Source organism: Streptomyces sp. SID14436, from assembly GCF_010548465.1.
Taxonomy (GTDB): domain Bacteria; phylum Actinomycetota; class Actinomycetes; order Streptomycetales; family Streptomycetaceae; genus Streptomyces.
The window spans coordinates 1-18,008 of record NZ_JAAGMD010000208.1 but is presented as its reverse complement, the minus strand read 5'-3'; the positions used below and the strand labels follow the sequence as shown (position 1 = coordinate 18,008).

The 18,008-nt window shown below is 74.5% G+C and carries 19 protein-coding genes and 2 pseudogenes; 8 read left to right on the top strand and 13 right to left on the bottom strand.

The window, feature by feature from the left end; all coding sequences use genetic code 11:
- The 3 genes and pseudogenes from G3I53_RS07650 to G3I53_RS07640 all read right to left on the bottom strand — a co-directional run.
- A pseudogene (locus G3I53_RS07650) lies at positions 1–603 on the bottom strand (hypothetical protein); the annotation flags it as partial.
- Between the two features lie 55 nt (positions 604–658).
- On the bottom strand, positions 659–1,894 hold the full coding sequence (locus G3I53_RS07645) for an aromatic acid exporter family protein (protein WP_164333706.1): 1,236 nt from the start codon (positions 1,892–1,894) through the stop codon (positions 659–661).
- 86 nt (positions 1,895–1,980) lie between these two features.
- The gene (locus tag G3I53_RS07640; RefSeq protein ID WP_164333705.1) at positions 1,981–2,475 is read right to left on the bottom strand and encodes an FBP domain-containing protein; all 495 of its coding nucleotides are present in this window, start codon (positions 2,473–2,475) and stop codon (positions 1,981–1,983) included.
- 251 nt (positions 2,476–2,726) lie between these two features.
- Between G3I53_RS07640 and G3I53_RS07635 the strand changes: the two genes are divergently transcribed.
- Both G3I53_RS07635 and G3I53_RS07630 read left to right on the top strand, forming a co-directional pair.
- On the top strand, positions 2,727–4,016 hold the full coding sequence (locus tag G3I53_RS07635) for an ROK family transcriptional regulator (protein WP_164333704.1): 1,290 nt from the start codon (positions 2,727–2,729) through the stop codon (positions 4,014–4,016).
- A gap of 98 nt (positions 4,017–4,114) precedes the next feature.
- A complete protein-coding gene (locus G3I53_RS07630) occupies positions 4,115–4,468 on the top strand; it encodes a hypothetical protein (RefSeq protein ID WP_164438153.1) in 354 nt (117 codons plus the stop codon).
- A 17-nt stretch (positions 4,469–4,485) separates the two neighbouring features.
- Here the strand turns inward: G3I53_RS07630 and G3I53_RS07625 are convergent, their stop codons facing one another.
- From G3I53_RS07625 to G3I53_RS07610, 4 genes are all read right to left on the bottom strand, one after another.
- Positions 4,486–5,517 (bottom strand): SDR family oxidoreductase, encoded by a 1,032-nt coding sequence (locus G3I53_RS07625; RefSeq protein WP_164438152.1) that lies wholly within the window; start codon positions 5,515–5,517, stop codon positions 4,486–4,488.
- Positions 5,518–5,809: 292 nt separating this feature from the next.
- Complete coding sequence (locus tag G3I53_RS07620; protein ID WP_164333516.1) at positions 5,810–7,042, bottom strand: aromatic acid exporter family protein; 1,233 nt, start codon at positions 7,040–7,042, stop codon at positions 5,810–5,812.
- Between the two features lie 31 nt (positions 7,043–7,073).
- Positions 7,074–7,730 (bottom strand): HAD family hydrolase, encoded by a 657-nt coding sequence (locus G3I53_RS07615; RefSeq protein WP_164333515.1) that lies wholly within the window; start codon positions 7,728–7,730, stop codon positions 7,074–7,076.
- A gap of 40 nt (positions 7,731–7,770) precedes the next feature.
- Positions 7,771–8,811: a PHP domain-containing protein gene (locus G3I53_RS07610; protein WP_164333514.1), complete on the bottom strand. Its 1,041-nt coding sequence runs from the start codon at positions 8,809–8,811 to the stop codon at positions 7,771–7,773.
- Positions 8,812–8,934: 123 nt separating this feature from the next.
- Between G3I53_RS07610 and G3I53_RS07605 the strand changes: the two genes are divergently transcribed.
- Together G3I53_RS07605 and G3I53_RS07600 are read left to right on the top strand one after the other, a co-directional pair.
- Entirely contained in the window at positions 8,935–9,744 is an 810-nt protein-coding gene (locus G3I53_RS07605) for an SDR family oxidoreductase (protein WP_343240567.1), read from the top strand.
- Positions 9,745–9,865: 121 nt separating this feature from the next.
- Complete coding sequence (locus G3I53_RS07600; protein ID WP_164333512.1) at positions 9,866–10,108, top strand: hypothetical protein; 243 nt, start codon at positions 9,866–9,868, stop codon at positions 10,106–10,108.
- Positions 10,109–10,136: 28 nt separating this feature from the next.
- Here the strand turns inward: G3I53_RS07600 and G3I53_RS07595 are convergent, their stop codons facing one another.
- The 3 genes from G3I53_RS07595 to G3I53_RS07585 form a co-directional block, all read right to left on the bottom strand.
- On the bottom strand, positions 10,137–10,694 hold the full coding sequence (locus G3I53_RS07595) for a VanZ family protein (protein ID WP_164333511.1): 558 nt from the start codon (positions 10,692–10,694) through the stop codon (positions 10,137–10,139).
- Positions 10,695–10,808: 114 nt separating this feature from the next.
- Positions 10,809–11,471 (bottom strand): DUF4230 domain-containing protein, encoded by a 663-nt coding sequence (locus tag G3I53_RS07590; protein ID WP_164333510.1) that lies wholly within the window; start codon positions 11,469–11,471, stop codon positions 10,809–10,811.
- A 169-nt stretch (positions 11,472–11,640) separates the two neighbouring features.
- Positions 11,641–12,021: an anti-sigma factor antagonist gene (locus G3I53_RS07585; RefSeq protein ID WP_343239581.1), complete on the bottom strand. Its 381-nt coding sequence runs from the start codon at positions 12,019–12,021 to the stop codon at positions 11,641–11,643.
- 235 nt (positions 12,022–12,256) lie between these two features.
- On the opposite strand from G3I53_RS07585, the gene G3I53_RS07580 reads away from it, so the two are divergent.
- Positions 12,257–12,649, top strand: coding sequence for a VOC family protein (locus G3I53_RS07580; RefSeq protein ID WP_164333508.1), 393 nt, complete (start codon positions 12,257–12,259; stop codon positions 12,647–12,649).
- A gap of 76 nt (positions 12,650–12,725) precedes the next feature.
- On the opposite strand, the gene G3I53_RS07575 is transcribed toward G3I53_RS07580, so the two are convergent.
- On the bottom strand, positions 12,726–13,031 hold the full coding sequence (locus G3I53_RS07575) for a DUF4235 domain-containing protein (RefSeq protein WP_164333507.1): 306 nt from the start codon (positions 13,029–13,031) through the stop codon (positions 12,726–12,728).
- Between the two features lie 85 nt (positions 13,032–13,116).
- On the bottom strand, positions 13,117–14,142 hold the full coding sequence (locus G3I53_RS07570) for a glutathione S-transferase C-terminal domain-containing protein (RefSeq protein WP_164333506.1): 1,026 nt from the start codon (positions 14,140–14,142) through the stop codon (positions 13,117–13,119).
- A 113-nt stretch (positions 14,143–14,255) separates the two neighbouring features.
- Here G3I53_RS07570 and G3I53_RS07565 point away from each other — a divergent pair, with 113 nt between their 5' ends.
- Entirely contained in the window at positions 14,256–15,221 is a 966-nt protein-coding gene (locus G3I53_RS07565; protein WP_343239727.1) for a cation diffusion facilitator family transporter, read from the top strand.
- A gap of 209 nt (positions 15,222–15,430) precedes the next feature.
- Here G3I53_RS07565 and G3I53_RS07560 read toward each other — a convergent pair whose 3' ends face one another.
- A complete protein-coding gene (locus G3I53_RS07560; protein ID WP_164438151.1) occupies positions 15,431–15,880 on the bottom strand; it encodes a nitroreductase family deazaflavin-dependent oxidoreductase in 450 nt (149 codons plus the stop codon).
- Positions 15,881–16,185: 305 nt separating this feature from the next.
- Between G3I53_RS07560 and G3I53_RS07555 the strand changes: the two genes are divergently transcribed.
- Together G3I53_RS07555 and G3I53_RS07550 are read left to right on the top strand one after the other, a co-directional pair.
- Positions 16,186–16,746, top strand: coding sequence for a flavoprotein (locus G3I53_RS07555; RefSeq protein WP_164438150.1), 561 nt, complete (start codon positions 16,186–16,188; stop codon positions 16,744–16,746).
- A 316-nt stretch (positions 16,747–17,062) separates the two neighbouring features.
- Positions 17,063–18,008, top strand: a pseudogene (locus G3I53_RS07550) (hydrolase); the annotation flags it as partial.

The following is an 18,008-nucleotide window of genomic DNA, read 5'->3' as shown; positions in this document are numbered from 1 at the left end:
CGGGGCGGGCGCGGCGGCCATGGCCCCGCCGTACCCCCCGCCGAGCGTCACCGACCGGCGCCGCTCGGCCTCCCGCCAGCGGGCCAGTTCCGCGTCGTTGAGCGGGAACGACTGCAACTGCACGCCGCCCCAGACCTCCTCGCCGGTGACCTGCCCCTCCACCGTGGCGCCCAGCCCGAGGGGCACCGCGACGAACTGACGGACCGTGCCCTTGCCCGAGTTGATGCCGTCCAGCCAGGGCTGGCGGGGGAGAACCACGTAGTTCTGCGGCTCGCGGGCCAGGCGGTTGCTCCACGGCGCGCCGGAGACCGCGCACACCTTGCCCACCCCGACCTGGAGGGCGGCCGGCTCGCTGCTGCCCGCGAAGCTCAGCCACATCGCCTCCCGCAGGTAGACCGGGAGCATCACCCCGCCGCGGGCCCGCCACTCCTCGGGCACCGAGTCCGCGTGGTCCGCGACCCGCCGCACCGGGAACTCGCCCAGGCCGGGCGGCAGCGGATGCGTGCCCGTCTCCGGCAGGCGCAGCGTACGGATGAACCGCACCGCCACACCGCCCGGCAGCCGCAAGGTGTTCCCGTCGATCCGCACGGTGCCGTCGGTCATCCGCACGCCCCCTTCGTCGTCCGTCGGCCCGGGCGTCCGCCCGTGGCCGGTTCCATCATGGAGAACGACGGGCACCACCGTCGTGGTTCCGGCGCAGCCGGTCCCGCAGCCGCGCCAGCCGGGGGGCGCGCTCGCGCATCTCGCGGCTGTGCCGGTCCAGTTCCTCCAGCAGCCGGCGCGAACGGTGCTCGGTGTCCATCTCGTCGAGGATGCGGTTCACCTCGGTCAGCACCGCGCCGTGCAGCTGCCACTGGCGGGGGTTGCGCTGCACCCCCTCCAGCAGCAGGTCGGCCAGCTTGTCGCGGGTGACGGCGGCCTGCCGCAGCTCGGCGGCGAGACGTTCCTCCGCGGACTCGGCGCTGGAACTGACGCTGGTCGTCACCAGCACCGCGAAGCTGACCACGGCGTCGGCGATCTCGGACAGCAGCTGCGCCAGCGTGGCGCCGGTCTCCGGTTCGAACAGCGGTTCCGTCTCGCGCTCCTTGGCGAGGTCGGTCAGGGTGCGCGCCAGCACCCGCAGCACCACCGTGCAGATCTCCAGCGTGTCCAGCCCGGTGCGCAGCACCACCCGGTGCAGCAGGCCCTCACGGACCCGGGGGTTCAGTTTGAGGCTGTCCTCCGCCTGCCGCAGCGCCGCGTCCACCTCGATGATGTCGTGGTCCAGGCGGCGGGCCTCGTGCAGCCGGGCCACCGCCCGGTCCACCGGCGTGCGGCCGGCGGCCTCCTCGCCGATGCGCAGCATCAGCTGCCGCACCTGCCGCGCCAGTCCCACGATGGAGTCCCCGGCCTCCTCCACCCAGACGGGCGGGGCCAGCAGCAGGTTGAAGGCCATGCCGACGACCGCGCCGATGAGTGTCTCCACGATCCGCGCCCAGGCCGTGTCGCCGTGGTGCGTCACGCCGAGCACCAGCATCGCGCTGATCGCCACCTCGGGCACGAACTCGTTGACCCGGACCAGATGCCCCACCAGCAGCGACGCCAGGATCAGCAGGCCCAGGCTCCACCAGGTCAGGCCCACCAGCAGACTGAAGAGGATCGCGACGACCACACCGGCCACCACGGCGTTCACCCGGCGCACACCCGTGGTGAGGGTGGAGAACAGGGTCACCTGCACCACGAGCAGCGCGGTCAGCGGCGCGGTGAGCGGCGCGGCCTCCGGACTCAGCCGTACGGCGATGACGTAGGCGACGGTCGCGGCGGCCGTCGAGCGCAGCGTCTGCACGGCCACCGGGTCCCGGCGCCGCTTGACGAACTGCACGGCGGGCGCCGCCAACTCACGTACCTCTCGCATCCTCGGACGGTTCCCCTTACCCACCCGTCTCGAACGTTTCCGCCGGTGACGGCAGCCGGGCGGGGGACGGAGCCGGGGCGTCCGGCTCAGGCGCGCAGCGCGTCCAGGAAGGCGAACAGACGGCCCCTGGTGCGGGCGATCTGCTCCTCCAGGGTGAGGCTCTCCTCGAACCGTCCCCCGGACTCCGGCACCTTCAGGCCCCGCAGGTACAGCGAGCAGGCCAGGTCGGTGCACATGTAGGCGCCCACCGAGTTGCCCTCGCGGCCGGCCGCGCCCGCCTTGCGGGCGGTCATCAGGGACACCCCGCCGCGGGGGTGGGTGGTCAGGCACAGGGAGCACATGCTGCGGTGCAGGAATCCGCGCCGCGCCGGCTGGAAGCGCAGCGCCACCCCGACCAGCCGGCCGTCGCGCTCGGTGACGAGATGGCTGCGGTCGGGCGCCCCGGGGTCCCGCCAGCCCAGGAAGTCGAGGTCCGCCCAGGGACGTTCGCCCAGGTCCCTGGGCACCGCCAGGCGCTTGGCCTCGCCCTTGGAGCAGTTGATGAACGAGCTGCGGATGTCCTGCTCGGTGAGCGGTCTCATGGGTCCTTCTCCGTGATCGTGGCACCTGAACTCTCCAGGCCCCGCGCCAGCGTAGGGACGCGGCGAAGGGGCCGCGAACGGTTTTCCGGCGTGCCGGCGGGGCGCCGCCGGAACGCCCCCGCCGGCCGGTTAACGGCGTGGGACAGGTGTCGGAGGACGTCGCGCTCCGTCACACCGTGACGGTATGTTGCAGGCCGGACGGGGGCGGGCCCGGGCGGCCCCGGAGCCGCCGGGCTGTGGGAGGGGACCGTATGACGGGGCGGAGCGGACGCACGGTGCGGGACCTCAGGCGGGCCAACCGCACGGCCGTCCTCCAGCGGCTGTACTTCGACGGCCCCCTCAGCCGCTTCGAACTCGGCCCGGCGACCGGGCTCAGCTCCGGCTCGGTGAGCAACGTGGTGGCCGACCTGGTCGCCGACGGCCTGGTCGAGGAGGCGGGCAGTGTGGACTCCGACGGCGGCCGGCCCCGCACCCTGCTGCGGGTGGCGCCGCTCAGCGGGCACCTGATCGGCGTGGACGTGGGGGAGACCCGCGTCCGCGTCGAACTGTTCGACCTCGCCCTGGCCGAGGTGGCCCGCGCCGAGCGCCCGCTGGAGCAGCGGCGCTACGACGTCGAGGTCATCGTCGACCACATCCGCACCGGCGTCGCCGACGTGCTCGACGCGTCCGGCCTCGCCCCCGCACGCCTGCTCGGCGTCGGCATCGGTGTCCCCGGCATCGTCGAGCACACCCCGGACCGGGGCGCCGTCGTGCACGGCCAGACCATCGGCTGGGACGCGATCGCCCTCGAATCCCTGCTGCGCGCCGGGTCGCTGCTGCCCGGCACCGTCCCCTGCTTCATCGACAACGGCGCCAGGACCCTCGGACAGGCCGAGATGTGGTTCGGGGCCGGGCGGGGCGCCCGCAGCGCCCTCGTGGTCCTCTTCGGCTCCGGGGTCGGCGCCTGCCTCGCCACCCCCGAGGTGGAACACGGCCGGGCCGTCGAATGGGGGCACCTGACGGTACGCGTCCGGGGCCGCCGCTGCCGCTGCGGCGCGCTCGGCTGCCTGGAGGCGTACGCCGGCGCCGAGTCGCTGCTCGCCCGGTGGCGCGAGGAGGGCGGCCGGGTGCCCGGGGACACCGACGAGGAGACCGCGCTCGAAGCGATGCTCGCCGCCGCCCACCCGCCCGACGGCGGCGTGGCCGACCCGGTCGCGCTGGCGGTGCTGGAGGAGACCGCCGAGTACCTGGGCGCCGGGCTGTCCGACCTGATCAACCTGTTCCAGCCCGAGCGCATCCTCATCGGCGGCTGGGCCGGGCTCCGGCTCGGCCCCCGCTTCCTGCCGGCCGTCCGCCGGCACGCCCTGTCGTACGCGCTGCGCCACCCGGCCCAGAAGGTGACGATCGAGCTGGGGAGCCTCGGCCCGGACGCGGTCACCGTCGGTGCCGCGATCCTGCCGCTCGCGGACTTCTTCGCCCGCGGCGGACGCCGCCCCGAACCGGACTCCGGTCCCCGCCCGCCCGCCCGGCAGGCCGCGCTGCGCGAGCGGGCCACGCGCTGAGGTTTCGCAGGTCGGCGCGGAGGTACTCGCACGGGCGCTCGTCCGCGTACGGACCGGACCGTGGACGCAGCGACGAGCCCGTACGGAGGGAGAGCCCTGTGACCGACCATCGCCTCGAAGGACCGGGTGAGAACGGCGCGGCCGTCCCGCGCGATCTGCCCGACCAGCAGGCCGGCGCGGGCGAGGACCCCTGGGAGGTCGCACCCGGCGCCGCACAGCAGGCCGCCGACGACGAGCGCACCGACAGCGAGCGGGGCGCCGCGGAGCGGGACGCCCGCACGCACAGCGCCGACGACGGGGCGGAGGGCGAGGCGTCCGGCGACGGCGACGACACGGGCGGGGCGGACACCGACGTCCCCGACACCGACGAGGCCGGGACGGGCCGCCGGGGTGCTCCGCACGCCGGTTCCCCGAACCCGGAGCACCCGGTGCCGGAGGAGCCCTCCGGCTGACCGGCCCCGCCACGCCGTCAGCCGGCCTTGCGCCCCCGCATCGGCTCGGTCGGCGCGCCCGCGCCCTGCCGCATGCCCTCCAGGAACTCCTCCAGAACCTCGGTGGCCTCGCGGGTCGACCGCCAGCCCAGCTCCGTGCGGGCGCGCGCGCAGTCCATCAGAGGCAGCCGCAGCACGGCGTCGAACAGGTGAGGTGAGGCGGGCAGCAGATGCAGCCCCCAGGCGGCGGCGATCGCCGAGCGGGCCGCGGACCGCGGCAGCCGGACCCGGCGGGTGCCCAGCATCCCGCCGAGCAGCTCCGCGTCGACCGGCGGGTCCGCGGCCAGGTTGAACGCGCCGCGGGCCTCCGCGGACAGCAGCGCCAGCCGGTAGGCGTCCGCCGCGTCGTCGGTGTGCAGCAGCTGCACGCGCAGCCCCGGGACGTCCGGCAGGAACGGCAGCAGGTCGGGCCGGGCCAGCGGGCCGGGCAGATAACGGCCGCCGAAGATGCGCCGCTGCTCGCTCGCCGACGACCGCTGGAACAGGAACGCGGGCCGCATGCGCACCACGCGCGTGGCCGGGTGGTCGCGTTCGAAGGTGTCCAGGGCCCGCTCCAGGTACGCCTTCTCCCGGCAGTACGCGGCGTCCGGCCAGCCGTGGGTCGGCCAGGACTCGTCCACCGCGTGGTCCTTCGGACCGGGGGAGTAGGCGCCGACCGAGGAGGCGTGCAGCAGCGCGGGCACGCCCGCGGCGGCCACGGCGTCGAACACCCGCATGCTGCCGAGCACGTTGGTCCGCCAGGTCGTCGCCGGATCGTGCGTCGGCTGGAAGGCCCACGCCAGATGGACGACCGCGTCCGCGCCGGCGAACGCCTCGCCGAGCGGGGCCCGCTCGGAGGACAGGTCGACCGCCGTCCACCGCGTCTTCGGCGGTGACCAGTCGGGGATCCGCCGGGCCAGCCCGACGACGGACGCCACCTCCGGTTCCGCCGCCAGGGCCCGCACCACCGCCGTGCCCACGTTGCCGGTGGCGCCCGTGACGACCACCCTCAAGCCCGTTGCGCTGCTCACCTGTGTACTCCCTCCGGCTGCGGTTCACGCGGACCGGCCGAGTACCCGGGCGGGGAAAGGACGAAGCCCCGACCGCGACGGGGGAATCACGGTCGGGGCGGCTTTGGGGGGCACGGAGGGCGGTCGCCTCTCGGCGAGTGGCTCCACAGGGCTTCAGCCGAACGATCGTCCCTGTGGGCGAATGGTGAGGCCCGGGGACACTGTCCCCTCCGCACCCACGCCCGGTTCAACGGTGAACCACCCCCCGGTGTTCCGCCGAATGTCTCCCTTTGGGGTGATGTGTATCACTCTCTCACTCCGCCGGGCCCGTGTCATCGGCCCGCACCCCCGGAACGAGCTCCGCCCACAGGTTCTCGGCCTGCAGCACCAGGGTGCCCAGCACCGCCGTGCGCGCGGGACCCTGCCCGGCGTCCTCGTGCAGCGCCCGCTGCAACCGCTCGTGCAGCTCCCGCATCCGTGCCAGGGTCCGCTCGTCCGGTTCCGCCTCCGCCGGCGCCCCGGCCTCCTCCAGCCGGCCGGCCTCGGAGAGGCAGTGGTCACCGATCAGTTCCAGCAGTTCCCCGTACCGGCACAGGACGGTGTGGTCCGGCGCGGCGGGCGTCCGGTTCTCGTCGGCGGCCACGGACAGTGTCCGGGTCAGCGCCGTCACGTGGCCGGTGACCCGGCCGAACCGCTCATCCTCCTGTTCCGGCGGCAGGGCCACCGTCGGCGCCCGGTACAGGGCGCGCAACAGTCCCGAGGTCAGCCGCAGGCTCTCCCTGCTCCAGCCGCGCGCCGAGTCGAGCGCGTCCAGCCGGCGCTGCAGCCGGGCCGTCGCGGCCAGCCAGTCCGCCGCGGTCTGGCCGTCCCACTCGCCCTGCCGCAGATCCGCGGCCAGCGTGTGCAGCAGCTCGCCCGTGTCCCGCACCAGCGCGGCCAGGTTCTCCCGCACGTCCCGCAGGTGGACCGGCGGCAGCACCAGCGCGTTCACCGCGACGCCGATCGCCGCGCCGAGCGCCGCCTGCCCCAGCCGGTGCCCCACGGCGGTCGCGCTCACCGTGCCGGTCGCGATGGTGAACACCGCCGTGGTGGCCGCGTAGATGCCCTGGTCGCCGAAGCGCGGCCAGTTCGACAGCAGCACCAGGACCGGGATCGACAGGGCGAGCGCGCCCGTGGTGTCCCCGGTGATCGCCTGCGCCCCCGACGCCACCAGGGCGCCCACGCAGATCGCGGCGAACTGCCGTCCCGCCTGGAGCAGCGAGCTGTACACGGTCGCCTGTACCAGCACGAGCGCCACCCACGGCGCCATCAGCGCCATCGGGTCGCCGAGCCAGACCCGCGCCACCAGCCACGCCAGCAGCGCCGCCCCGGCCGCCTTCAGCGACTGGACGACCAGGTCCCGTTCCCGCCCCGGCCCCCGCCAGGCGGCCCGTGCCGCCTGCCACACCGCCAGCGCCTCCCGCTGGACGGCGTCTGCCGTCCGGCGCACCCGTCCCGGCCCTCCGGCGCTGCTCACCGGCGCCCCCGTCTCCTGCGTGCTCGTCATGTGCGTGCGGGTATCCCGGCAGGCCCGGGGATCACGCGAAGGGACCGCCCGGCAGCGACGCCAGGAGGCCGGCCGGATCGTCGTACACCGCCTGTGCGCCCGCCTCCTCCAGGTCGGCGCGCGGGATGCCGCCGCACAGCACCGCGACAGTGCGCACACCGGCCCGGCTCGCCGCCCGCATGTCCCACACGGTGTCTCCGACGAACACCGCCCGCTCGGCCGGCACCCCGGCCAGCTCCAGCGCGTGCTCGACCGGCTCCGGAGCCGGCTTGCCCTCCGACACGTCGTCGGCGCTCGCGGTGGCGGTGATCGCCTCGTCCGCGTCGATGGCCCGGCGCAGCGCCCCGAGTTCGGCGCCGCCCGCCGACGTGGCCAGCACCACCCGCCAGCCCTCCGCGTGCAGCCGCTTCAGCAGCCGGCCCGCGTCCGGCAGGGCGGGCAGCCGGTCGAAGTACTGCCCGTACAGCGCCTTGTGCGCGGCACTGAGCGCGTCGTCCTGGTCCGGGTCCCGGTCGTCGCCCAGCACGTGTGCGACCAGGCCGGCGGAGGGCAGGCCCACCGCCCGGTGCAGGGTGTGCATCGGCACCTGGTGCCCCGCCTGCCGCAGGGCCTCCCACCAGGCCGTCACATGCAGGTGGTTGGTGTCCACCAGGGTGCCGTCGACGTCGAACACCGCGGCCCGTTCCATACGCGCTCCTCTCCTTCCGGCGGCCGGACCGGGTACCACCTCAGGCGTCCGTCACTCCGGACGGCACCTTCCGCTCCCGGGTCCAGGCCAGCAGATCCTCCAGCGACCAGGTCGTCACCACCCGTTCGGCGGGCACCCCGCACTCCTCCGCGCGGGCGCACCCGAGGATCTGCCAGTCCAGCTGGCCGGGCGCGTGCGCGTCGGTGTCGACCGAGAACAGCGTGCCCGCCGCCACCGCCCGGCGCAGCAGCCGGCGCGGCGGGTCGAGCCGCTCGGGCCGGCTGTTGATCTCCACGGCCGTGCCGGTCTCGGCGCAGGCCGCGAACACCTCGTCCGCATCGAACTCCGACTCCGGCCGCCCCCGCCCGGACAGCAGCCGGCCGGTGCAGTGGCCGAGCACGTCGGAGTGCGGATTGCGCACGGCGGCCACCATGCGGCGGGTCATCGCCCGCGCCTCCATCCGCAGTTTGGAGTGCACCGACACCACCACCACGTCGAGCCGCTCCAGCAGTTCCGGCTCCTGGTCGAGGGAGCCGTCCTCGAGGATGTCGCACTCGATGCCGGTGAGCAGGCGGAACGGCGCCCAGGCCGAGTTGAGCCGCTCCACCACGTCCAGCTGCTCCCGCAGCCGCTGGGGGGACAGGCCGCGCGCCACGGTCAGCCGCGGCGAGTGGTCGGTGAGGGCCGCCCACTCGTGGCCCAGCGCGGCGGCCGTGCGGCCCATCTCCTCGATGGGGCTGCCGCCGTCCGACCAGTCGGAGTGCAGATGGCAGTCCCCGCGCAGCAGCGCGCGCAGCCGCCGGCCCTGTTCCCCGGTGGGCCCGGGTGGCTCGTCCTCCTCGAGTGCGCGCAGGTAGCCGGGCACCTCGCCGTCCAGCGCCTCCCGGGCCACCCGGGCGGTCTTCGGGCCGACCCCCTTGAGGGACTCCAGCGACCCGGCCGCGGCGCGCTCGCGCACCTCGTCCGGGCCCAGGTCCGCGAGCACCCGGGCGGCGGTGCGGAAGGCCCGCACGCGGTACGTCGGCGCCAGGGACCTCTCGAGCAGGAACGCGATCCGCTCCAGCGCCTCGACGGGATCCATCGCCACCTCCTCGCTCCAGGGTTCCCCAGGGCGCCCCGGGCCGCACGGCGGACCGGCGGTTTGTCCGGTACCCGGCCGGGTACTGCGATGCGTCGTTCCGTCCGCGCAGCCGAGGAGGCCACCGTGTCCGCACCCACCGCCCCGCACCGCCGGGTCGCCGTGATCACCGGCGCCGACTCCGGCATCGGCCGGGCCACCGCCGTACGGCTGGCCGCGTCCGGGCTGGACGTCGGCATCACCTGGCACACCGACCGGCGGGGCGCCGAGGAGACGGCCGAGGAGGTGCGCGCGCACGGCCGGCGGGCCGAGACGGCCCCGATGGACCTCACCCGGCTGCCCGCCGCCGCGGACGCCGTCGACGATCTCGCCGCCCGCCTGGGCCGGATCGACGTGCTGGTCAACAACGCCGGTACGGGCACCATGACGCCGTTCCTGGACCTCGACCTGGACACGGTCCGCGGCGTGCTCGACGTGGATCTGGTGGGCCCGTTCCTGTGCGGGCAGAAGGCGGCGCGGCACATGATCCGGCAGGGCGACGGCGGGCGCGTCGTCAACATCACCTCCGTCCACGAGCACCAGCCCCGGGTCGGCGCGGCGCCGTACTGCGCGGCCAAGGGCGGGCTCGGACTCCTCACCCAGGTGATGGCGCTGGAGCTGGCCGAGCACGGCATCACCGTCAACGCGGTCGCCCCCGGCGAGATCGCCACCCCGATGACCGGTCAGGAGGACACCGACCCGCGCACCGGGAGCCGCCCCGGCATCCCCCTCGGCCGTCCCGGTGACGCGCGTGAGGTCGCCGCGGTCGTCGCCTTCCTCGCCGGACCGGACGCCTCCTACGTCACCGGCGCCTCCTGGAGCGTCGACGGCGGGATGCTGCGGATGGGGCCGCAGGCCGGGTCGCACCTGACGGGCGACGACTGGCGGCGCCCCTGAGCCGGCGGCCACGCGGGGGACACCGCGGCAGCCGCGGCACGGCCCCCGGGCGGTCCCGCACGGGGCGGCCGGCGGCCCACGCGGACCCGCGTTCCCGGGCTTTGGGCTCTACCCTCGAAGCATGACCGAAAGTGCGAGCCCGTACATCTCCCACCCGCGGATCATGGTGCTCGGGGTGCAGCCCGGCACCCCACCGTTCCGGATCGTGGAGATCGACGGAGAGGTGATCGGTGAGGCGAGAACCGTCACCGATGTGCTTCAGGCGGCGGCCGCCTTCGGGATCACGGTCCACGACCTGGACGACCCGGACGTGATCCGCTGGGTGGGCGGCGACAAGTTCACCTGGACGGTGCGCGGGGGATGACACCGGGCCGCCCCGCGCCGACGGCCCGTCACGCCTTCCCCGCGGGCATGCGACGGGCGTGCACCGCGCGGCCCAGCCTGCGCCCCAGCAGCAGGTGACCGAGCAGGGCGCCCGAGGTGTTGAGGATGACGTCGTCGACGTCGAAGGCCCGGCCGGTGACCAGGGCGCCCTGGGCGAACTCCACCAGCAGCATCACCACGGCCGTCAGCAGCAGCACCCGCAGGAACGTCCGGGACCGCGGCGCCACGACCGGCACCAGCACCCCGAACGGCACGCCCAGCAGGATGTTGCCGCCGATCTGGCGGACGGCGTCGCGCAGCCCGGGCTGGTCCAGATAGGCCCGCAGCGAGCGCCCCGGGTGCAGGTTGGTGTGGATGAGCGCCTCCGAGGCGGGGGACGGCTGGAGCGTCAGCCGGGCCAGCACCACCGCGAAGACGACCATGACCGTGAAGGCGCACAGCATCGCCAGCAGACGCACCGGCCAGGGCAGCGGGCGCGCCCCTTTCCCGCCGCCGTCGGTGCCGTGCCCGGCCGGCGCCGGGCGCCGCCGCGACCCGGCACGCACGCGTGGAGCGACACGGGCCATGAGGTCCTCCAAGTCGTCAACCTGCCTGTGGGTAGGCCCGGTTACCCGCGCCCCGGCGGTCCACGCCGGCGCCGGTACGGAACCGGTCACCCGGCGGGCGGCCCGGGCGCGGAGTCATCTGCCGTACGTCACGCGCACCTTCTCGAACCCCAGGGAGCGCAGCAGCCCTTCGAGCATGTCGGTGGTGTTCGTCTCCGCGCGGGCCGTCAGCCCGCTCTCCTTCGCCGCGGTGCCGATGTGCCGCACCGCCAGCTTCTGCACGGCCTGTTCGCTGTTGGGGTTGTCCGAGAACAGGTCACCGAGCCGGTCCAGCAGTCCCCGCTGCTTGGACACGGCGTAGGAACGCTCCGGGTCGAGCGCCGGGGTGCCCAGGCGGGCGTGCGGCAGCCGCAGCGTGGCGGACGTCCGTTCCTCGTTCACCCGTACGTCGTCCGGGCCGAGCGCGCCCAGGTCGACGTAGGCGTCGACGGTGCCCGCGCCCACGTAGAGCGTGCGGCTGCCGCGCACCGCGTCGGGCAGGAACTTGGCGTCCTTCTCCAGGTCCACCACGACCTGGAAGGTGCCGGAGGCGGCGTCGTAGCGGCTGATGTCCTGGATGGACTCCAGCAGCGCCGGGCCGGACCGGTCCCGGGTCTCGGTGCCGAACAGGTCCTTGAGCCCCGGCAGCAGGCTCAGCCGGAGGCCGGCGAAGAGTACGGCGAGGAGCAGGACGACGGCCCCCAGCACCTTGGCCCAGGCCGGGACCCGCCGGTGGAGGCGTCCGATCGGAGTCGTCATGGTGACGGCCCTCCTTCCTCCTGTCCGCATGCCCCTCATGTGCCGTGGCAGACAAGCGCGTTGAGGGCCGGGCGGACCGGTGGGAGCACGCGGGGGCGCACAGGCCGGGCGCCCGGCACGGGGCCGGTGCGCGGGCGGGGCGGGGACCTCTGGGAGGAGGCGGCGGCCGTCACAGCGGGCCGGTCGCGGTCTCCGGCCGTTCCAGGGCGGCGTCCAGGGTGGGACGCGGCGGCAGCAGGCGGGACAGTCCGGTGATCCGCAGCATGCGCAGGGTCAGCGGGTGCGCGCAGACCAGTCGCAGGTCACCCTGCCCGTCCAGCACTCGACGGCGGGCCCGGTACAGCAGGCGCAGCCCGGAGCAGTCGAAGAACTCGACCCGGGTCAGGTCGATCACGACCCGGGTGTGCGGGGCCGTCGTCGCCGCGTCCAGGTGGGGGAGGATCTCGGCGGCCGCGGCGATGTCGATCTCCCCGCGGAACTCCAGCACCGTGTGTCCCCGGTCCTGGTGGACGCGTAAGTGCCGGGTCAGCCGTGCCGGTTCCTGCCGCACTGTGCCATCGCCTCCAGCCTGGTCCGGGCGGCTGCCGCCCCAACGTCCGTCCCCACTCCGCAAGTTAACCCCGAGCGAGCGAATTTGAGCATGTTCGATTGACATATGTCTTCGAATTGCGACCGAGTTCACCGGAGTTGGCCGTCGTGTCGACTGAAACCGCCCACCCGGGACAGGTGTCCCGTACCGGCCGGGGCAGGACCGCTCCGTGCCGCCGCACCCTCCCGGAGGAGACATGGCACTGGTGAACGCGGGCGTCGTGGTGCTCGACTGCGCCGAGCCCGAGAAACTGGCCGAATTCTACAAGGAGTTGCTTCAGGCCGAGGAGGTCGACGCGAACGCCAACCGGGTCGAGGTGCGGGCCGCCGACGGCTTCCGGCTGGCCCTGCGCCGCGACGTCAACGCGACCGCCCCGAGCTGGCCGCGCCCGGAGAACTCCCTCCAGGCGCACCTGGAGTTCGTGGTCGACGACCTCGACGCCGTGGAGCGCCGGATCGTGAGCCTCGGCGGCCGGCCCATGGAGGCCGGCGCCGCTTCGGGCCCGCTGGAGGAGCGGGGCTACGCCGACCCCGCCGGGCACTCCTTCACCCTGCGCCGCGGCGCGCCCACGGCCCCCAAGCAGGGCTGAGCCCTCCGCCCCCGCCCCGGGACCGTCGTGCCCGCCGGGGAGGGCCCCTCGGGCGGCAGTACGGTCCCGCCGCGGGTCAGTCGCGGCCGCCCTTGTCCGGGGCCGGCCAAGCGCCCGTGGAGCGTTCGATGGCCTTGGCGCCCGCCCGGTCCACCGCGCTGCGCACCACCGCGAAGATGGCGCCCTGGATGGCGGCGGCCAGCAGGATCTCGCCCCAGCGGCGGTCCCGGTCCAGGGCGTCCGGCGCGTTGTCCTCGTGCCGGATCAGTTTCCAGGTCTTCTGGAAGGCGAGCCCCGCCACGGTGCCGCTCGTCCAGCCCAGGGCGAAGCCGATCGGCTTGTAGGCCATGGGCAGTTTCTTCTTGCTCTTCTTCTTCGCCACGTCGCTCTCCTGCGTCGGTCTCGTCCGGTCCGGGCGGGTCGGCCCGGACCGCGGGGGGTGAGTCGTTCCGCGTGTGCGGAGGGGGTCAGGGGAGGCCCCGGGCGGGCACCTCCTCGTCCGCGGGCACCGGCCCCGGCGGGGTGCCGTCGCCGAACGGCCTCCCGCCCAGCTCCGCACGGTGGTGCGGGGCCAGCCAGCCCCTCGTGTCGGGGCCCACGGGCACGATGCCGGACGGGTTGATCCCGGTGTGCACCTGGTAGTAGTGCCGCTTGATGTGGTCGAAGTCGACGGTGTCCCCGAAGCCGGGCGTCTGGTAAAGGTCGCGGGCGTAGGCCCACAGCACCCGGTTCTCCGCGAGTTTGTAGCGGTTGCACTTGAAGTGGCCGTGGTACACCGCGTCGAACCGCACCAGCGTGGTGAACAGCCGGATGTCGGCCTCCGTGAGGGTGTCGCCGACCAGGTACCGCTGACGCTCCAGCCGCTGGGCGAGCTGCTCCAGACGGCGGAACACGTCCGCGTACGCGGCCTCGTACTCCTGTTGCCCGGTGGCGAAGCCCGCACGGTACACGCCGTTGTTGACGTCGCGGAAGACGCCGTCCATGACCTCGTCGATCTCGTCCCGCCGGTCCGCCGGATACAGATCGGGCGCCCCCTCGCGGTGCAGCGCCGTCCACTCCGTCGCGAGGTCCAGGGTGATCTGCTGGTAGTCGTTGGTGACCAGCTGCCCGCTGGGCACGTCCACGACCGCCGGCACGCTCACCCCGCCGGGGTAGTCCGACTCCCGCCGGTCGTAGGCCTCGCTCAGGTACCGGATGCCGAGCACCGGGTCCCGGCCGTCCGGGTCCAGGGTGAAACGCCAGCTGCGGTCGTCCTGGACCGGGTCGGTCACCGCCAGCGACAGCGCGTCCTCCAGCCCGAGCAGCCGCCGGGACACCAGCGCCCGGCTGGCCCACGGGCAGGCGCGGCTGACCACGAGCCGGTAGCGGCCCGCCTCCACCGGCCAGCCGTCGCGGCCGTCGGCGGTGATCCGGTCCGCGAAGTGCGCCCTCGACCGCTTGAACGCCTTCCTGCCGTAGGCGCTGTTGCCGTCGCCCGGGTCGTCGCGGCTCATGTGCCTCCTCCTCGCGGTCGGGCATGCCGGAATGCATGTCCCCTCCACACCGCGTTCCCCGTTTTCCGCCGTCGGCACGGTGTGCCGTGGGCCGACCGGGGCAATCGCCCTCCGTGACTACACGATCGGATCGCAGGACCCGCATCACCGTGCTCGTGGCGCTCGCCGCCAACCTGGTGATCGCGGTGGCCAAGGCCGTCGGCGGCGTCGTCGCCGCGTCCCCCGCGCTGCTCTCGGAGGCGGCCCACTCGGTGGCCGACAGCCTCAACGAGGTGTTCCTCCTGGCGGCGCTGCGCCGCAGCAGCCGGCCCCCGGACCGGCGCCACCCGTTCGGCTACGGCAAGGAACGCTACTTCTGGTCGCTGCTCGCGGCGGTCGGCATCTTCGTGATGGGCGGCTGCTTCTCCTTCTACCAGGGCGTCACCGCCTTCGGCGACACCGGCGCCGAGGACCACAAGGGGTACGTGGCCGGTCTGATCGTCCTCGGGATCGCCCTGCTGGCCGAGGGCGGCTCGCTGCTGCGGGCCCTCCACCAGGTGCGCCGTCAGGGCGGGACGGGCGACGGCCTGCGCGACCCGGCGCTGCGCACGGTCGTCGCCGAGGACGGCACCGCCGTCGTCGGGGTGACCCTCGCGATCGTCGGCATGGCCCTGCACATGGCGACCGGGCAGGTGGTCTGGGAGGCGGGCGCCTCGGTCGCGATCGGCCTGCTGCTGGTCTACGTGGCCTACCGGCTCGGCCGCGAGGCCCGCGACCGGCTCATCGGTGAGGCGGTCGACCCGGAGGCGAGCGAGCGGATCCGGGAACTGCTGCGGGCGCAGCCCGAGATCGACAGCGTGGAGGCGCTGCTGACGATGCAGACGGGTCTCGACAGCGTCCTGGTGGCCGCCAGGGTGGACCTCGTCCCGGGCATGGACAGCGAGCGGGTGGAGGAGGTCGCCGTCCGCATCAAGCGGACCGTCGCCGAGGCCGTCCCGGCGGCGGAGCAGATCTTCCTCGACGTGACCGACCGGGGCGCCCCGGAGGCGCGGGAGGCATGGGAGAGCCCCGCCGCGACGGGGGAGCGCGGCGGGGCCTGAGACTCGGGTGCCCGGTCGCCGGGCGCTTCATGCACGCCGCGCCGGTCTTTCCTCCGGGGCAACGCGGATCCGGCCGCGGACGGCCCCCGGGCAGGGGCAGGGGCAGGGACACGGGCCGGGGTGCGGGGCGGGGTCCGGGGTGCGCGACCCGGGTCCCGGCCCGCGCGGACCGGCCGGGGCCGCGCCCTTCGGTCCCCGGGCCGCGCCCGTCAGTCCCGGCCGTCGGGCTCCAGCACGAAGACCGGGATCTCCCGGTCCGTCTTCTGCTGGTACTCGGCGTACGGCGGAAACGCCTCGACGGCGCGCTTCCACCACTCGGCCTTCTCCTCCCCGGTGATCTCACGGGCCGTCATGTCGCGGCGGACCGGGCCGTCCTGGAGCTCCACCCGGGGGTGCTCCTTGATGTTGTGGTACCAGACCGGGTGCTTCGGAGCCCCGCCCAGCGAGGCGACCGCCGCGTAGCGTCCCTCGTGCTCGACCCGCATCACCGGGGTCTTGCGCAGCTTGCCGCTGCGGGCGCCGAGCGTGGTGAGCACGACCACGGGCAGGCCCGTGTCGCGGAGCGTCGTGCCCTTCGTCCCGCCTGAGCTCTCGTACAACTCGACTTGTTCGCGCACCCACTGTGTCGGGCTGGGTTCGTACTCACCCTCGAGAGGCATGACCTTGGTCCCATCGTCGTGTCGTCGTGTCGTCGTGTCGTCGTGCGGTGATGCCGGTGCCATGCGCAACACCGGTGTCCGCCGCCATCATTCCTCGCCCGACAGTGTCGTCCCGACGGCATCCCCCTCGCGCGTCCCCCGCTCCGTCGGCGTGTCAGGCCGGCCCGGGCGAGAACGCCATGCGCAGGGCCAGGACCGTCATCACGGCGCTCGCCACCAGCGCGGTCACCAGCCGTCCGCGGCGCCCGGTCAGCGGCCGGCCCAGCAGGGCGCGCCGGCGTTCGGGTGCCCCTTAGGCTTTCCGGGTGAACGATCAGGGCGAGACGCGCGGACGACCCTTCCTGTACGTCGTGGTCTGCGCCGCGGGCGTCGCGGCGGGCGTCGGTGAGCTGATCACCGCCGCGCGCGAGCGCGGCTGGGAGACCGGCGTGTTCGCGACGCCGACCGCGATGAACGGCTTCTTCGACGCCGACGCGGTCCGGGAACGCACCGGGCGCCCCATCCGGTCCGCCTGGCGCACCCCCGGCGACCCCCGCCCCTTCCCGGCGCCCGACGCGGTGGTGGTCGCGCCCGCCACCTTCAACACGATCAACAAGTGGGCGGCCGGCATCGCCGACACCCTCGCCCTGGGCACCCTCTGCGAGGCCGCCGGCCTCGGTGTGCCCATCGCCGTGCTGCCCTGCGTGGGCGAGGCGCTGGCCGCGCACCCCGCCTACCGGGAGAGCCTGCGCCGGCTGGCCGGGATGGGGGTGCGCTTCGGTGAGCCGTACTCCGGCGAGCCGGCGGCGGACGGTCACCCGGAGTTCGCCTGGGAACGGGCACTGGATCTCCTCGCCTTTCCGGACGCCCGCACCGGGAACGGATGATCCGCGTCAATTCGCCACGCGAAAGTCATTGACGCTCCGTCAAAAAGCAAACAGAGCACGGGAATAGCACGAAGCAGTGGAATCCCTTGTTACCTCCCGGGGCCTGTGCGAAGGTGTGCGGTGCCGACGTGCGGACCATCCCTTTTCCCTGCGCGCGGGCGGCCGATCCCCTGCGCCGGTCGCGCTCCACAAGAGCACTTACGGGCGCATGTTCGAGACAGCGAACTCTGTGCGAGGCATTTCCGCCGCTCTGTCGGCGGGGTCCCATACCCGTTGGTATGGGCCGCGCCGATCCGTCCCCGAGAGGAATGCAGCCGTGAAGGATGCCGGTGTGTGGAATTCCCCGGCCCCGTTCCGCCCGTCCGGCCCGACCGACGAGCAACTGAGCGCCGCGCTCAGGAAATGGACGGGAGGCACGCCCGCGGTGCAGCCGGTCGGTGCACTCCTCGACCGGCACTGGGAGGCAGCCTTCGCCTACGCGCGGCTGTGTGCGGACGGCCCCGTCCCCGCGGGCATGCTCACCACGGCCGCGTTCACCCGGCTGTTCGGCGAGACCCTGCGCCACCACGGCCCGGCCTTCGCCTGGCGGCCGCATCTCCTCGTCACCGTCCGCCGGATCGCCGCCGAGTGGGACGGCGACCACCGGCGCGGGATGCTCCACCCCGACCTCACGGCCGCCTCCCCCGACGGCCGCCGGCCGGCCGCCCTGCTGTTGCCGCCACCCGAACGCCGCCTGCTGTCGGGGGCGTTCCAGCGGCTGCCGCAGTCCGCGCGCTGCCTGCTCTGGCACGCCGAGGCCGAGTCCGAACCGCTCGACGTGCCGGCCCTGCTGCTCGGCCTCGACGTGGAGGGTGCGGGCGTCGAACGGGAGCGCGCACGCGTGCGGCTGCGCGAGGAATGCCTCCAGTTGCACCGCGAACTCGCCCCCGGCACCGAATGCCGCAACTACCAGCGCATGCTGGACGTCACCTTCCGCCGCCCCCACACCGTCCTCGACCCGGATCTCGCCGCCCACCTGGACGGCTGCACCCACTGCCGGCACACCGCGGACCAGCTCGGCCGCTTCACCGACGGCCTCGGCACCGCTCTCGCCGAGGCGGTCCTGGGCTGGGGCGCCCGCGCCTACACCGACGGCCGGGCCCGGGCCGCCGACGGCACCGCCGACCCCGACGCCGAACCGGCGCCCGCCCCCGAACGGATGACCGGCACGGTCCCGGCCGTCCTCCCCGGCCCGCCCGGGACCCCCGCCCTCGTGCCGCCCG

What these genes read in the sequence shown, in the direction of transcription:
- G3I53_RS07645 (WP_164333706.1), bottom strand. Translation starts at nt 1,894, where the DNA reads ATGCGAGAGGTACGTGAGTTGGCGGCGCCCGCCGTGCAGTTCGTCAAG.
- G3I53_RS07640 (WP_164333705.1), bottom strand. Translation starts at nt 2,475, where the DNA reads ATGAGACCGCTCACCGAGCAGGACATCCGCAGCTCGTTCATCAACTGC.
- G3I53_RS07580 (WP_164333508.1), top strand. Translation starts at nt 12,257, where the DNA reads ATGGCACTGGTGAACGCGGGCGTCGTGGTGCTCGACTGCGCCGAGCCC.
- G3I53_RS07560 (WP_164438151.1), bottom strand. Translation starts at nt 15,880, where the DNA reads ATGCCTCTCGAGGGTGAGTACGAACCCAGCCCGACACAGTGGGTGCGC.
- G3I53_RS07610 (WP_164333514.1), bottom strand. Translation starts at nt 8,811, where the DNA reads ATGGATCCCGTCGAGGCGCTGGAGCGGATCGCGTTCCTGCTCGAGAGG.
- G3I53_RS07600 (WP_164333512.1), top strand. Translation starts at nt 9,866, where the DNA reads ATGACCGAAAGTGCGAGCCCGTACATCTCCCACCCGCGGATCATGGTG.
- G3I53_RS07635 (WP_164333704.1), top strand. Translation starts at nt 2,727, where the DNA reads ATGACGGGGCGGAGCGGACGCACGGTGCGGGACCTCAGGCGGGCCAAC.
- G3I53_RS07570 (WP_164333506.1), bottom strand. Translation starts at nt 14,142, where the DNA reads ATGAGCCGCGACGACCCGGGCGACGGCAACAGCGCCTACGGCAGGAAG.
- G3I53_RS07615 (WP_164333515.1), bottom strand. Translation starts at nt 7,730, where the DNA reads ATGGAACGGGCCGCGGTGTTCGACGTCGACGGCACCCTGGTGGACACC.
- G3I53_RS07620 (WP_164333516.1), bottom strand. Translation starts at nt 7,042, where the DNA reads ATGACGAGCACGCAGGAGACGGGGGCGCCGGTGAGCAGCGCCGGAGGG.
- G3I53_RS07595 (WP_164333511.1), bottom strand. Translation starts at nt 10,694, where the DNA reads ATGGCCCGTGTCGCTCCACGCGTGCGTGCCGGGTCGCGGCGGCGCCCG.
- G3I53_RS07590 (WP_164333510.1), bottom strand. Translation starts at nt 11,471, where the DNA reads ATGACGACTCCGATCGGACGCCTCCACCGGCGGGTCCCGGCCTGGGCC.